This window comes from Primorskyibacter aestuariivivens (genome assembly GCF_028023675.1).
In the GTDB taxonomy this organism is placed as follows: Bacteria; Pseudomonadota; Alphaproteobacteria; order Rhodobacterales; family Rhodobacteraceae; genus Marinovum; species Marinovum aestuariivivens.
Genome location: NZ_JAQIOZ010000001.1, coordinates 37931 through 51288 on the forward strand (window position 1 = coordinate 37931; position 13358 = coordinate 51288).

18 protein-coding genes are annotated in these 13358 nt (G+C 61.8%); 13 read left to right on the top strand and 5 right to left on the bottom strand.

Annotation, left to right across the window (positions count from 1 at the left end; genetic code table 11):
- Positions 1-40: 40 nt before the first annotated feature.
- A complete protein-coding gene (locus PGB28_RS00200; protein WP_271419449.1) occupies positions 41-529 on the bottom strand; it encodes a LysM peptidoglycan-binding domain-containing protein in 489 nt (162 codons plus the stop codon).
- 156 nt (positions 530-685) lie between these two features.
- Here PGB28_RS00200 and PGB28_RS00205 point away from each other — a divergent pair, with 156 nt between their 5' ends.
- On the top strand, positions 686-829 hold the full coding sequence (locus tag PGB28_RS00205; protein ID WP_271419450.1) for a hypothetical protein: 144 nt from the start codon (positions 686-688) through the stop codon (positions 827-829).
- Between the two features lie 11 nt (positions 830-840).
- On the opposite strand, the gene PGB28_RS00210 is transcribed toward PGB28_RS00205, so the two are convergent.
- The gene (locus tag PGB28_RS00210) at positions 841-1158 is read right to left on the bottom strand and encodes a hypothetical protein (RefSeq protein ID WP_271419451.1); all 318 of its coding nucleotides are present in this window, start codon (positions 1156-1158) and stop codon (positions 841-843) included.
- Between the two features lie 202 nt (positions 1159-1360).
- Here PGB28_RS00210 and gap point away from each other — a divergent pair, with 202 nt between their 5' ends.
- Both gap and PGB28_RS00220 read left to right on the top strand, forming a co-directional pair.
- A complete protein-coding gene (gene gap / locus PGB28_RS00215; protein ID WP_271419452.1) occupies positions 1361-2362 on the top strand; it encodes a type I glyceraldehyde-3-phosphate dehydrogenase in 1002 nt (333 codons plus the stop codon).
- Between the two features lie 232 nt (positions 2363-2594).
- The gene (locus tag PGB28_RS00220; protein WP_271419453.1) at positions 2595-2759 is read left to right on the top strand and encodes a hypothetical protein; all 165 of its coding nucleotides are present in this window, start codon (positions 2595-2597) and stop codon (positions 2757-2759) included.
- 85 nt (positions 2760-2844) lie between these two features.
- Here the strand turns inward: PGB28_RS00220 and coaD are convergent, their stop codons facing one another.
- The 3 genes from coaD to PGB28_RS00235 form a co-directional block, all read right to left on the bottom strand.
- The gene (gene coaD / locus PGB28_RS00225) at positions 2845-3336 is read right to left on the bottom strand and encodes a pantetheine-phosphate adenylyltransferase (protein WP_271419454.1); all 492 of its coding nucleotides are present in this window, start codon (positions 3334-3336) and stop codon (positions 2845-2847) included.
- Positions 3337-3438: 102 nt separating this feature from the next.
- Entirely contained in the window at positions 3439-3873 is a 435-nt protein-coding gene (locus PGB28_RS00230) for a CBS domain-containing protein (protein ID WP_271419455.1), read from the bottom strand.
- An 84-nt stretch (positions 3874-3957) separates the two neighbouring features.
- Entirely contained in the window at positions 3958-4851 is an 894-nt protein-coding gene (locus PGB28_RS00235) for a LysR family transcriptional regulator (RefSeq protein WP_271419456.1), read from the bottom strand.
- Between the two features lie 102 nt (positions 4852-4953).
- On the opposite strand from PGB28_RS00235, the gene PGB28_RS00240 reads away from it, so the two are divergent.
- The 10 genes from PGB28_RS00240 to PGB28_RS00285 all read left to right on the top strand — a co-directional run bounded on the left by PGB28_RS00240 (position 4954) and on the right by PGB28_RS00285 (position 13320).
- A complete protein-coding gene (locus tag PGB28_RS00240; RefSeq protein ID WP_271419457.1) occupies positions 4954-6453 on the top strand; it encodes a CoA-acylating methylmalonate-semialdehyde dehydrogenase in 1500 nt (499 codons plus the stop codon).
- Positions 6454-6538: 85 nt separating this feature from the next.
- Positions 6539-6931, top strand: coding sequence for a hypothetical protein (locus PGB28_RS00245; protein WP_271419458.1), 393 nt, complete (start codon positions 6539-6541; stop codon positions 6929-6931).
- Between the two features lie 72 nt (positions 6932-7003).
- On the top strand, positions 7004-7336 hold the full coding sequence (locus PGB28_RS00250) for a cupredoxin domain-containing protein (RefSeq protein WP_271419459.1): 333 nt from the start codon (positions 7004-7006) through the stop codon (positions 7334-7336).
- A 55-nt stretch (positions 7337-7391) separates the two neighbouring features.
- Positions 7392-8519: a carboxylate-amine ligase gene (locus PGB28_RS00255; RefSeq protein ID WP_271419460.1), complete on the top strand. Its 1128-nt coding sequence runs from the start codon at positions 7392-7394 to the stop codon at positions 8517-8519.
- On the top strand, positions 8516-9163 hold the full coding sequence (locus PGB28_RS00260) for a DUF2161 domain-containing phosphodiesterase (protein WP_271419461.1): 648 nt from the start codon (positions 8516-8518) through the stop codon (positions 9161-9163). The genes PGB28_RS00255 and PGB28_RS00260 overlap by 4 nt, the downstream gene beginning before the upstream one ends.
- Positions 9164-9313: 150 nt before the next feature.
- Positions 9314-10456: an acyl-CoA dehydrogenase family protein gene (locus PGB28_RS00265; protein WP_271419462.1), complete on the top strand. Its 1143-nt coding sequence runs from the start codon at positions 9314-9316 to the stop codon at positions 10454-10456.
- Positions 10453-11499 carry an enoyl-CoA hydratase/isomerase family protein gene (locus PGB28_RS00270; protein WP_271419463.1) on the top strand — a complete coding sequence of 349 codons (1047 nt, stop codon included), beginning with the start codon at positions 10453-10455 and terminating at the stop codon, positions 11497-11499. Before PGB28_RS00265 ends, PGB28_RS00270 begins: the two co-directional genes overlap by 4 nt.
- Positions 11496-12368 carry a 3-hydroxyisobutyrate dehydrogenase gene (gene mmsB / locus PGB28_RS00275; RefSeq protein WP_271419464.1) on the top strand — a complete coding sequence of 291 codons (873 nt, stop codon included), beginning with the start codon at positions 11496-11498 and terminating at the stop codon, positions 12366-12368. Before PGB28_RS00270 ends, mmsB begins: the two co-directional genes overlap by 4 nt.
- Positions 12369-12385: 17 nt before the next feature.
- The gene (locus tag PGB28_RS00280; protein ID WP_271419465.1) at positions 12386-13039 is read left to right on the top strand and encodes a Crp/Fnr family transcriptional regulator; all 654 of its coding nucleotides are present in this window, start codon (positions 12386-12388) and stop codon (positions 13037-13039) included.
- An 83-nt stretch (positions 13040-13122) separates the two neighbouring features.
- A complete protein-coding gene (locus tag PGB28_RS00285; protein ID WP_271419466.1) occupies positions 13123-13320 on the top strand; it encodes a YgaP family membrane protein in 198 nt (65 codons plus the stop codon).
- Positions 13321-13358: the final 38 nt, after the last annotated feature.

Genomic DNA, 13358 nt, shown 5'->3' on the forward strand with positions numbered 1-13358 from the left:
AAGCGGCGGTCCCCCCGGGGCCGCCGTTTTCCTTTGCGGCTCAGATATCGTTGCGCGGGATGCGCAGCACCTGCCCCGGGAAAATCACGTTCGGGTCGTTCAGGATATGCTGGTTCGCGGCAAAGATCGGCTGAAAATCCCCGGTGCCATATTGGCTTTGCGCAATAGCGGTGAGCGTATCTCCGGGCTGCACCGTAAAAGGCTGCCAACCCGTGTAGCCCGGCAGGATCATCGGGCCAAACAGCACCGGGATGACAACCGATGGCCCGCTTTCATTGCCCGTGTCATCGGCAACGGTCAGAAACAGCCGCGAGAGCTGAAACGCATTGCTGGCGGGAATGTCGAACTGACCCTGAAACTGGCGCAGGCCAAGCGACCCGACCGTAATAAAACCGGTAAACTCGTCATGACCCTCCGAGACCCGGACGGACAATGTTCCCTCGAACGCGGTGGCATTGCCTGAGATCAGAATGGACGCGCCAACAAGGTCAAAGGGTTGGGGTTGTTGAATATCAAGTGTAATGGACATGGTAAAATCACCTTTTGCGTGTTTCACCCCCTTACCCTACGCCCACTTCCGCATCCGCCAAAGCGCCGCGATGGCCCCCTGCCGGAACGGGCGGTTTTGCGCCTTGCCCCGGACTGCGGGCTTTGGCAGGGTCACAGGCACAAGTCGCAGGTGCATATGACCAACCGGATCGCTTTCTTTCTAGGGCTTTTCATCCTGATCCTGATCGGGGCGGATTACATATTCTTTGGCACCGAGCATTTTCTGTTTCTGGCCAAGAAGCTTATGGATCTGATTGAATACATCGCCTTCTGGCGCTGATCTGCGCCGGGTCAGTCCACGCGACACTCGATGCCACAGACGCTTTCGCCACAATAGGGGCGGCAGGCAATGGCTGGATCTTTGAATGAAATATTCTTGGCCGTCTCGACAAGCTGCTCACGACTCACCCCGGGCAATTCGAAACTGACGGACATCGGTCCGGTGACGCCGCCATAGCCTTGCCGAATCTCGCTGAAACGCTCCACCAGATCGGAAATACGCTGAGGCACGGCGACGCAGCTGCAATCGCAACAGCCGTAGTTGCAGCATCCGGCCAGCGCGCTGTTGGCACTCAGCAGAAAGGCAGCGGTCAATACCCATAGTCTCATTCGTTTGGCTCCATCATGGTCCGGGCGGTCAAGAGTGGCACAAACCCCGGCAAAGTCCACACCTTGATCCCGGTTTCCGCCAGGCAGGCGGGGCACCGGTTGACTTTCCTTCGCAAATGTTATTGTTAGCGGTAACAGAAACGCAGGGCGCGGCGAAACGAACCTTTCTGCGCCCGTTCATTTTCCGATGCGAGGGAATATCATGGCTGTGAAAGTCGCCATCAACGGATTTGGCCGGATTGGCCGCAACATCTTGCGCGCGATCATTGAATCGGGCCGCACCGATATCGAAGTGGTCGCGATCAATGATCTGGGCCCGGTCGAAACAAACGCGCATTTGCTGCAATTCGACTCGGTGCATGGCCGATTCCCCGTCGAGGTCACGACCACCGATGACAGCATCGACGTCGGTCGCGGTCCCATCGCCGTTACGGCGATCCGCAACCCCGCTGACTTGCCCTGGTCGGATGTGGATGTGGTGCTGGAATGTACCGGCATCTTTACCTCGAAAGAGGCCTGCCAGGCGCATCTTGAAAACGGCTCCAAGCGGGTCTTGATCTCGGCCCCCGGCAAGGACGCGGACAAGACCATCGTTTTCGGCGTGAACCATGACACGCTGACCGCAGACGACCTGATCGTGTCGAACGCCTCCTGCACCACCAACTGCCTGTCGCCGGTGGCCAAGGTGCTGAATGACGCCGTCGGCATCACCCGCGGCTTCATGACCACCGTGCACAGCTATACCGGCGACCAGCCGACGCTGGATACAATGCACAAGGATCTGTACCGCGCCCGTGCGGCGGCCATGTCGATGATCCCCACCACCACCGGTGCGGCGCGCGCTGTTGGTCTGGTCCTGCCGGAACTCAATGGCAAGCTGGACGGCGTGGCGATCCGCGTTCCCACCCCGAACGTATCGGTCGTGGACCTGACGTTTGAGGCCGGGCGCGACACCACGGCCGAGGAGATCAACGCCGCCATTCACGCCGCCGCGAGCGGCCCGCTCAAAGGCGTGCTGGGCGTGACGGATCGCAAGCTGGTCTCGATGGATTTCAACCACGACCCGCATTCCTCGATCTTTGCCACCGACCAGACCAAGGTCATGGACGGCAACATGTGCCGCATCCTGAGCTGGTATGACAATGAATGGGGTTTCTCCAACCGTATGGCCGACACAGCGGTGGAAATGGGCAAATATCTCTGATCCCACCGCCCCCCTGAACACGAAAAGCCTCGCCTCACCGCGGGGCTTTTTCATTTCAAAACGAGCTCTTGAACGGCGACATGCAGGCAGTGCACCGCTATGCGATATATGCAGGGCGCATCTGCGCAAAGCGCAGTTGTTCTGCGCCGCAGCATGATTATGTTTGAGCTATCAGGACGTCAACGAAGCGCCTGAGAGACAAATGAACGTTTAGCCAGGAAAGGAACACCTGATGTTCGACATGATCACAACCCTGCGCACCCGCCTTGAGAAGCACGCGGCCTATCGCCGGACTGTCAATGAAATCAAGCACATGCCTATCGAAACGGCACTTGATCTGGACATCTATCAGGGCGATGCCGAACGCATCGCGGCACGGGCGGTCTACGGCCGCTGAGCCACATCAAGACACCCGCGTAAGACGTTGAAATAAACAAGCCGCCCTTATCCCGGGCGGCTTTCTGTTTGTCGAACCGACTGCCTCACCCGAACCGGGCGGTCAGTGCCTCTTTCACTGGAGGGGTAACGAATTTCGACACATCCCCGCCCAGACGGGCGATCTCCTTGACCAGTTTTGACGCAATCGCCTGATGCCGCGCCTCGGCCATGAGGAACACGGTTTCAACCGTATCATCCAGCGCCCGGTTCATGCCGACCATCTGAAATTCATACTCGAAATCCGCCACCGCGCGCAGACCGCGGATGATCACGCTTGCGCCCACATCCTTGGCGCAGTCAATGAGCAGGTTTTCGAACGGATGGGCAATGATCTCGGTCCCGGTCTGTTCCGACAGCTTGGCGCATTCCGCCTCGATCATCGCGACGCGCTCTTCGAGCGAGAACAAAGGCCCCTTGTCGCGGTTGATCGCCACGCCAATGACCAGCCGGTCCACCAACAGCGCCGCGCGGCGGATAATGTCGATATGGCCCAAGGTGATGGGGTCGAAAGTGCCGGGATATAGGCCGATGCGCATGGGCGTGCTCTGGGTTTGGTGAGGTCGCGGGTTCGGGCGCCAAGCAACACGAGCCGCCGCAAAAGTGCAACCCGCATATTGCCGCGCCGCAGCGCCGGAGGCTCAATGCCCCATGATCATCCCTTGCAGCGCGTCTTTTTCCATCGCCAGTTCAGACAGGCGCGCCTTGACCACGTCACCCAGTGTGATGAGCCCGATCAGCTTGCCCTCTTCCACCACCGGCATGTGGCGGAACCGCCCTTCGGTCATGCGCGCCAGCACGCTGTCCGCACGCTCGTCGCGGGTGGTGGTTTGCAACTCGGACGTCATGTAATCCGACACTTTGTCAGACAAGCAGGTCGCACCACGCCGCGCCAGTTCCCGCACGATGTCACGCTCAGACAGGATGCCGTCCGCCGTACTGCCATCGGCAGAGATCACCACGGTCCCGATCCTCTTGTCGGCTAGAATGCCCGCTGCCTCTGACACCAGCGTCCCGGGCTTCACCGTGACGACCGTGTCGTCGGCTTTCGATTTCAGGATCTGATGGACCAGCATTTTCGCACTCCTTGCCGTAGCTTATGAGCCCAGCTTTCCCCCAAGACCTGCAACTGTCAAGCAATGCGGAAGTCGCAAGCTGCGTCAATCCAGCGCCTCAAGCCGTGCGACCTCGGCCCGCATGCCCGCCACTAGCGCCGCCGCAAACCGGTTCATCCGGTCCAGTCGCCGGTCATCGGCGTGCCGGACAAGGTAGAAGGACCGTGTCAGCGACACCTCATCGGTCAGGATCTTGCGCAGGCCCGGCGCGGCGGGCAGCGCGAAATCATGCACCACGCCAACCCCGCCCCCCTGCCGCAGCCAGTTGAGCTGAACCGAAACGGAATTGGACGCCAGATCAACCTGTTCCAACCCCATTTCCGAAAGGTAGTCCAATTCGCGGTCAAAGATCATGTCGGAGATATAGCCCACCAGCCGGTGAGTGCTCAGACTATCGAGCCCGGTAATCGGGGCGGCATCCGCCAGATAGGCGTCACTTGCGGCAAGATGCAGGTGGTAATCAGTGATTTTCTGCACGCTGAGCCGTCCGGCACTTGGCGGGCTGACCGAAATGGCCATGTCGGCCTCGCGCTTGGACAGGTTGACGACACGCGGCTGGGCAAGAATCTGGATCTCAAGCTCTGGATTCTCGCGCGCGATAGCGGCGCAGACCTGGGGCAGCAGGAAATTGGCGCAGCCATCGGGCGCACCGATGCGGATTTGCCCAGACAGCCGCCCGGTCTGGCCCGCCAGCGCCTCGGATGCGGCTTGCGTGGCCTGTTCAGTGCGTTCCGCATGGGGCAAAAGCCGCTGCCCCGCCTCGGTGAGCGCATAGCCCTGCGGGGACTTGGCAAAGAGCGGCTGGCCCAATTTTTGTTCAAGCCGCGCCACACGCCGCCCCACCGTGGCCGGATCAATACGCAATGCACGCCCGGCCGCGGACAGGCTTTCATGCCGCGCCACCGCCAGAAAAATGCGGATATCATCCCAGGAGTCCATGACTCATCCTTGCAAAAATGCAAAACCTCTTTGGCAGATTGCCGCTTTATAGAGCGAAATTGCAAGCCTAGGATGGCCTCAACTCAGGAGGAGGACGATTCCATGGACGTGATCAAAAACTTTATCGACGGTGCTTTTGTCGAAAGCGGCTCGACCCGCACCGCAGACGTGATGAACCCCGCCACCGGCGAAGTGCAGGCACAGGTGAAACTGTCGAGCAAGGCCGAGCTGGATGACGCCGTGGCGCGTGCCGCCGAGGCGCAGAAAGCTTGGGGCGCGACCAACCCGCAGCGCCGCGCGCGGGTGATGATGAAGTTCGGCGCGCTGGTCAACGAGCACATGGACGAGCTGGCCGAGCTTGTCAGCCGCGAACATGGCAAGACCCTGCCCGATGCGCGCGGCGATGTGCAGCGCGGGCTTGAAGTGGTCGAGGTCTGCATGGGCGCGCCCGCGATGCTCAAGGGTGAATTCACCGATGATGGCGGCCCGGGTATTGACCTCTATTCCATGCGCCAGCCGCTGGGTGTGGTGGCGGGCATAACGCCCTTCAACTTCCCGGCGATGATCCCGATGTGGAAAATGGCCCCCGCGCTGGCATCCGGCAACGCGATGATCCTCAAACCGTCCGAGCGCGTGCCGTCGACCGCACTGCGTCTGGCCGAACTGCTGCAAGAGGCCGGGCTGCCCGATGGTGTGCTGCAGGTGGTCAACGGTGACAAAGAGGTCGTGGATGCGATCCTTGATAACGAGACCATCGCCGCCGTTGGTTTTGTCGGTTCCACCCCGATTGCCCAGTACATCTATGGCCGCGCCGCCAATAACGGCAAACGCGCGCAATGTTTCGGCGGTGCCAAAAACCACATGCTGATCATGCCTGATGCCGATCTGGACAAGGCCGCCGATGCGCTGGTCGGCGCCGGTTATGGCGCGGCAGGTGAACGCTGCATGGCGATCTCGGTCGCCGTTCCAGTGGGACAGGAAACCGCCGACCGTCTGATCGAAAAGCTGGTGCCGCGGGTCGAGAACCTGAAAGTCGGCCCCTACACCGCCGGTGACGACGTGGATTTCGGTCCGGTGATCACCGCCGCCTCCAAGGCGCGCATCAACGGGCTGATCGACAGTGGCGTGGACCAAGGCGCGAAGCTCGTGGTCGACGGGCGCGGTTTTCAGCTTCAGGGCTATGAAAACGGGTTCTTCTGTGGCCCCTCGCTGTTTGACAACGTGACGCCGGACATGGACATCTACAAAGAGGAAATCTTTGGCCCCGTCCTGAGCCAGGTGCGCATGGAAACCTACGAGGACGCGCTCAACCTTGTCATGGACAATGACTATGGCAACGGCACCGCGATCTTCACCGCCGATGGCGACACCGCGCGCGACTTTGCGCACCGGGTCAATGTGGGCATGGTCGGCATCAACTTCCCGATCCCCGTGCCGCTCAGCTACCACACATTCGGCGGCTGGAAAAAATCCGCCTTTGGCGACCTGAACCAATACGGCCCCGATGCCTTCCGCTTCTACACCAAGACCAAGACCGTGACCGCGCGCTGGTTCTCGGGCATCAAGGAAGGTGGAGAATTCAACTTTAAGGCGATGGACTAACGGCATCTTTCCCTTCATGATAGATGGGCGCCCTTGGGCGCCCATTTTTTATGCGAACCATCCAGACCTGAAAGGCTTCCCCCAAATGACCGTCACCTACGACATCTTCCCCGACCGCGGTTTCATGATCGTCTGGTATGCGGGAAGAATCTCGGTCGACGACAGCATGCGCGTGTTTTCCGACAGCACACGGGACCCGCGCTGGGAACCGGGCATGCCGGTTTTGGTGGATGCCTCGGAAGCCACGGATATCGACATCAATTTCAACCAGATGCTGGGCATGTCGCATCGCAAGCACGCGGTGATCGCTCAGGGGCCGCGCACACGTATCGGATTTTGGGCACCGCATGATCTTGCCTATGGCGTGGCCCGCATGTACGCCTCGCTCAACGAAGGCGATGCCTGCCAGGAAATTGGCGTTTTTCGAGACCGGGACGAGGCCATGGCCTTTCTCGGCATCACCAACTGCGCGAGTTGACCCGCGCCGCTTGGTATTGCGCGACGCGATCCTCTGGGTCATGCTCAACCTGCATTTCCTTGGGAGGTTTCCATGACTGATATTTCCAGACGCAGCGCCCTGGCAGGGCTGGCATCCGCGCCGCTGGCGCTGGGCCTCGCCACACAGGCCCGGGCGGCCACCCATGCCGTGGCCATTCGCGGTTTTGCCTTCATTCCGGACACGCTGAGCGTGGCTGCGGGCGACACGGTGGTGTTCACCAACGAAGACGGCGCGCCCCACACGGCCACCGCCAGGGATGGCAGCTTTGACACGGGTCGGCTTGGCCGTGGCGAAAGCGGTGAGATTACGGTGGGGTCCGCCGGAACCTTCGACTATGTCTGCGCCTTTCACAGCAACATGACGGGCACGATCACCGCAGCATGAAACACCCGGCCACCGCGCGCGCCAGCGCGCGGTCCGAACGGCATCAGGGCACGCTATGAAGACACCGGATTTCACTCTTGGCATCGAAGAGGAATACCTGCTTGTCGATCTCGACACGCTGGCGCTGGTCGAGGTGCCCGATGCGCTGATGGAGGATTGCAAGGCGGCGCTGGCCGATCAGGTCAGCCCGGAATACCTGCAATGCCAGATCGAGGTAGGCACCGGGGTCTGCGCCGATATTGGGGCCGCGCGCGATGACCTGCGCCACCTGCGCGCGACAATCGCCGACTGTGCGGCCAAGTATAACGCCGCGCCGATTGCCGCCTCCTGCCATCCATTTGCCGACTGGAAACAGCAGCACCACACCGACAAGGAGCGCTATAACCAGCTACGTCAGGATCTGGGCGGGGTGGTGCGGCGGATGCTGATCTGCGGGATGCATGTGCATGTCGGGCTGAATGACGATGCGTTGCGCGCAGATCTTCTGGGTCAGATGTCCTATTTCCTGCCGCATCTTCTGGCGCTCTCCACCTCCTCGCCTTTCTGGCAGGGCGAGGATACCGGGCTGGCGTCTTACCGGCTGACGGTGTTCGACAACCTGCCGCGTACCGGGCTGCCGCCCAATATCGACAGCTGGGATGAATATCAGCGCTCGGTCGATGCGTTGGTCGATCTGGGGCTGATCGAGGACAGCACCAAGATCTGGTGGGACCTGCGCCCGTCGCACCGCTTCCCGACGCTGGAAACGCGGATCTGCGATGTGTCCCCCCGGCTGGAGGACACGCTGGCGCTGGCTGCCGTCAATCAATGCCTTTTGCGCATGCTCTGGCGGCTGCGCACCCGAAACCAGCGCTGGCGGCGCTATGACCAGTTCCTGATTTCCGAAAACCGCTGGCGTGCGCAGCGCTACGGGATCGATGAGGGGCTGATCGACTTTGGCCGGGGCGAGATCGTGCCCATGGCAGAACTGATCGAAGAACTGATCGATATTCTGGAGGAAGACGCGGCGGCGCTGAACTGCGCGTCCGAGCTGGACCATGTGCGCACGATCCTGTCGCGCGGCACCTCGTCCACGCGGCAACGGGCGGTGCGCGCGGCCTCCGAGGCGGCAGGTGCCGATCACGAGGCGCAGATGCGCGCGGTGGTGTCCCACCTGATTGAGGAATACCGGGCGGATTTGTGAAGGAAACAGAGCTTTACCCGCCCGTGAAATCCCTGCTGGAATCGCAGGGCTACGCCGTCAAGGCCGAGATCGGGGCGGCGGATGTGGTTGCGGTCCGGGACGGTGATGACCCGGTGATCGTGGAGTTGAAAACCGGGTTTTCCCTGTCGCTTTTCCATCAGGCCGTGGCGCGGCAGGCGATCACCGATTGGGTCTATGTCGCGGTGCCACGCAAGAGCGGCAAACCTTTCCTGCGCGCATTGAAGGAAAACAAGACGCTCTGCCGTCGTCTTGGCCTTGGCCTGATCACCGTGCGGATGAGCGATGGTCACACGGAAATCCATCTCGACCCCGCCCCCTATCAGCCGCGCAAATCCAAACCGCGCAAGACCCGGCTGTTGCGCGAATTCGCCCGGCGCGAGGGCGATCCCAACCTGGGCGGTGCCGCGCGCAACAACCACCTGATCACCGCTTACCGGCAGGACGCGCTGCGCATTGCGGCCTATCTTGAAGAAAACGGCGCCAGCAAAGGCGCGGATGTCGCCCGTGCCACGGGGGTGGCCCGCGCCACCGAGATGATGCGCAGCGATCACTACGGCTGGTTCGAGAATGTGGAACGCGGGGTGTATCAGCTCACTCCCAACGGCGTCAAAGCGCTGGTGTAGGGTGGCCAATTCTGCCCACCGCTCCGGACTGGTGGGCAGAATTGCCCACCCTACGAGACGTCACGCGACGAAATATCGCTTGAAAATTCCCGCCTGTTCCGCGAAAAATTGAACAACCATTCAATTCCATTCGTGAGGGGGAGACGCGCCATGGATTTTGCACTCACCGAAGAACAAACCGCCATCTTCGACATGGCCCATGCCTTTGGGCAGGACAATATCGCGCCCCATGCGCGCGACTGGGAAAAGGCGGGCACCATCCCCAAGGAGCTTTGGCCCCAGGTGGGCGAGCTGGGCTTTGGCGGGCTTTATGTCTCCGAGGAGTCCGGCGGCTCCGGCCTCTCCCGTCTCGACGCGGCGCTGGTCTTCGAGGCGCTGTCCATGGCCTGCCCCTCGGTCGCGGCGTTTCTCTCGATCCACAATATGTGCGTCAAGATGATCGACACCTTTGCCGATGACGCCATGAAAGCTCGCATCCTGCCCGACGCGCTGACGCTGAACAAGGTGCTCTCCTACTGCCTGACCGAGCCCGGCTCCGGATCGGACGCCGCAGCGCTGAAAACCCGCGCCGAGCGCACCAATGAGGGCTACACGCTGAACGGCACCAAGGCGTTCATATCCGGCGGCGGCTATTCCGATGCCTATGTCGTCATGGTCCGCACCGGCGAGGATGGCCCCAAGGGCATTTCCACCGTCTATGTCGAAGACGGCACGGAGGGGCTGAGTTTTGGCGGGCTTGAGGACAAGATGGGCTGGAAATCGCAACCCACCGCGCAGGTGCAATTCGACGATTGCAAAATCCCGGCGGAAAACCTTGTCGGCGAGGAAGGCAAAGGCTTCAAATACGCCATGGCGGGGCTGGATGGCGGGCGGCTCAATATCTCGGCCTGCTCGCTGGGGGCGGCGCAGACCGCGCTGACCATGACCCTGCAATACATGTCCGAGCGCAAAGCCTTCGGCCAGTCGATCGACCAGTTCCAGGCGCTGCAATTCCGGCTGGCGGATATGGAGATCGAGCTACAGGCCGCCCGCACCTTCCTGCGCCAGGCCGCGTGGAAGCTCGACACAGGTGCGCCGGATGCCACGAAATTCTGTGCCATGGCCAAGAAATTCGTCACCGAGGCCGGATCCAAGGTTGTCGATCAATGCCTGCAACTGCACGGTGGCTATGGCTATCTTGCCGATTACGGAATCGAGAAACTGGTGCGCGACCTGCGTGTGCATCAGATCCTTGAAGGCACAAACGAGATCATGCGCCTGATCGTGGCGCGTCACATGCTGGCAAACCGATGAGCGACATTTCCATCCGCAAGACCGGGCGTACCGGTCGCATCACCCTGACCCGCCCCAAGGCGCTTAATGCGCTGAGCTATGACATGTGCATGGAGATCGACGCGGCGCTGAAAGCCTGGGCCGATGACGATGACGTGGCCATGCTGGTGATCGACGCGGAGGGCGAAAAAGCCTTCTGTGCGGGCGGCGACATCCAGGAAATGTATGACACCGGCAAAGCAGGCGATTTCGACTATGGCCGCCGCTTCTGGCGCGACGAGTACCGTATGAACGCCCGCATGTTCGAATTTCCCAAACCGGTGGCAAGCTTCCTGCAAGGGTTCACCATGGGCGGCGGTGTCGGCGTGGGCTGTCACGGTTCGCATCGCGTGGTGGGTGAAAGCGCGCAGATCGCCATGCCGGAATGCGGCATCGGGCTGGTCCCGGATGTGGGCGGGTCGCTGATCCTGTCCCGTGCGCCAGGGCGGTTGGGCGAATACCTCGGGCTGACCGGCGCGCGGATGGGACCGGGCGACGCGGTGCTTGCGGGTTTTGCCGACTACTACATCCCCGAAGCCGACTGGCCCGCGCTGATTACCGCGCTGGAAGAAACCGGCGACTGGAACCGGATTGACAAGGCCGCCTCGACCCCGCCCCCTGCCCCGCTGGAAGAGATTCAGGGGGACATCGACGCCACATTCGGCGGCGAAACCCTGCGCGATATTCTCAACGCGCTGGATGCGTCAGACACAGAATTTGCGAGCAAGGCCAGAAAGATGATAGGGCGCAATTCACCGCTCTCCATGGGCTGCACGGTGCAGATGATCCACCGGCTGCGTGGCCCCGCCGCCACGATCCGCCGCGCGCTTGAGACAGAGTATCGTTTCACTTACCGTGCCATGGAACACGGCGATTTCATCGAAGGCATCCGCGCCGCGATCATAGACAAGGACCGTAACCCGACATGGAGCGATGATCTCTATGATCTCAAGGGGTTGCGGGTGAGCCAGATGCTCATGCCATTGGGCAGGGACGCGCTGACATTCGAGGAGGAGACGTCATGAAGATCGGATTTATCGGACTTGGGAACATGGGTGGGCCGATGGCTGCCAACCTCGCCAAGGCGGGCCATGAGGTCACCGGATTTGACATGGCCGATGTCAACATCGAAGGCGTGACCATGGCCGCAAGCGGTGCCGGGGCGGCCAAGGGCGCCGATGTGGTGATCACCATGCTCCCCAACGGCCAGATCCTGCGCGCCGTGGCGGATGAGGTGATCCCGGTGATGAACGCGGGCGCGGTGCTGCTCGATTGCTCCACCGTGGATGTGGACAGCGCCCGCGCCGTGGCGGAAAAGGCCGAGGCGGCGGGTCTGGGCGCGCTCGACGCGCCGGTCTCGGGCGGCGTCGGGGGAGCTGCGGGCGGCACGCTGACCTTTATGGTGGGTGGTGGCGAAGACGCTTTTGCCAAGGCGAAACCGCTGTTCGAGGTGATGGGACAGAAGGCCGTGCATTGCGGTCCGGCAGGCAACGGGCAAGCTGCCAAGATCTGCAACAACATGATCCTCGGCGTCACCATGATCGCCACCTGCGAAGCCTTTGCGCTGGCCGACAAGCTGGGGCTGGACCGGCAGGCGATGTTCGACGTGGTCTCGACCTCCTCGGGCTATAGCTGGTCGATGAACGCCTATTGCCCTGCGCCCGGTGTTGGCCCGCAATCGCCGTCGGATAACGACTACAAACCCGGTTTTGCCGCCGAGCTGATGCTCAAGGACCTGCGTCTTGCGGCGCAAGCCGCCGAAAGCGCCGATGCGGACACACCGCTGGGCACGGCGGCCCGCGACCTCTATGCGCAATTCGTGGAAAGCGAAGACGGCAACGGCAAGGATTTCTCGGCCATGCTGCCGCGTTTCGAAAAACGCGGTCGTGGTTGACATGAGACGGGGCTAAGATGGGCTGGACCGACGCGGCAGAGGGGCTTCTGGAACTGGACGACGCGGCGCTGGCCAAGCTTGATGCGCTCACGCCCATGGACGCCGCGGCGGGCACGGTGCTGTTCCGCCCGGGCGACAGCGTCAAGGGCTTCGTCATCATGCTGTCGGGACGGGTCGAGGTGTTCCTGACCGGGCCCACCGGACGCGAAATCCTGCTTTACGCCGTGGAGCCGGGGCAAAGCTGCATCCAGTCCACGCTGGGGCTTTTGGGCGGCGAGGAATATTCCGGCGAAGCGGTCACCCGCCGTCCTGCCCGGCTGGTGCTGGTGCCACGCGATGTTTTCCTGTCGCTGATGGACGGCTCGCCCGCGTTTCGCAGCTTTGTCTTTGCCGCCTTTGCGACGCGCATGCAGTCGATGATGCATCTGCTGGAACGGGTCGCGTTCCAGAAGATCGAGAACCGGCTGGCCGAGGCGCTGCTGTCGCGGGCCGAGGACGGATTGTTGACCGCCACCCATGCGGAACTGGCGGTGATGATCGGCACCGCCCGCGAAGTGGTGTCGCGCAGGCTCGATGCCTTTGCCCGGCGCGGGCTGGTGGAATTGCGGCGCGGAACGGTGCGCCTTCGCGATCCTGACACGCTGCGCAGTCTCGCCGCAGAAGATGGTTAACGTCTCTGTGACCTAGTCACAGACCAGATCTCTGCGATGGTCCATATTCGGGGTATAACGCATCTCAGATTCGGAGAGAAACCATGAAAAAGAACGTAGGCACCATCGACCGCGGCATTCGCATTGTCGTGGGTCTGGCCCTGATCGCGGCCTATTTCCTCAACAGCGGCGGCACCTATAGCTGGCTCTACCTGCTGGGCATTGTCCCGCTGGTCACCGGGCTGATCGGCTCCTGCCCGCCTTATGCTCTCTTGGGTATCAATACCTGCAAGACGAAATAAGCCGTCTGACCGGCAAGGGGCCGCCGACGCGCGCGGCC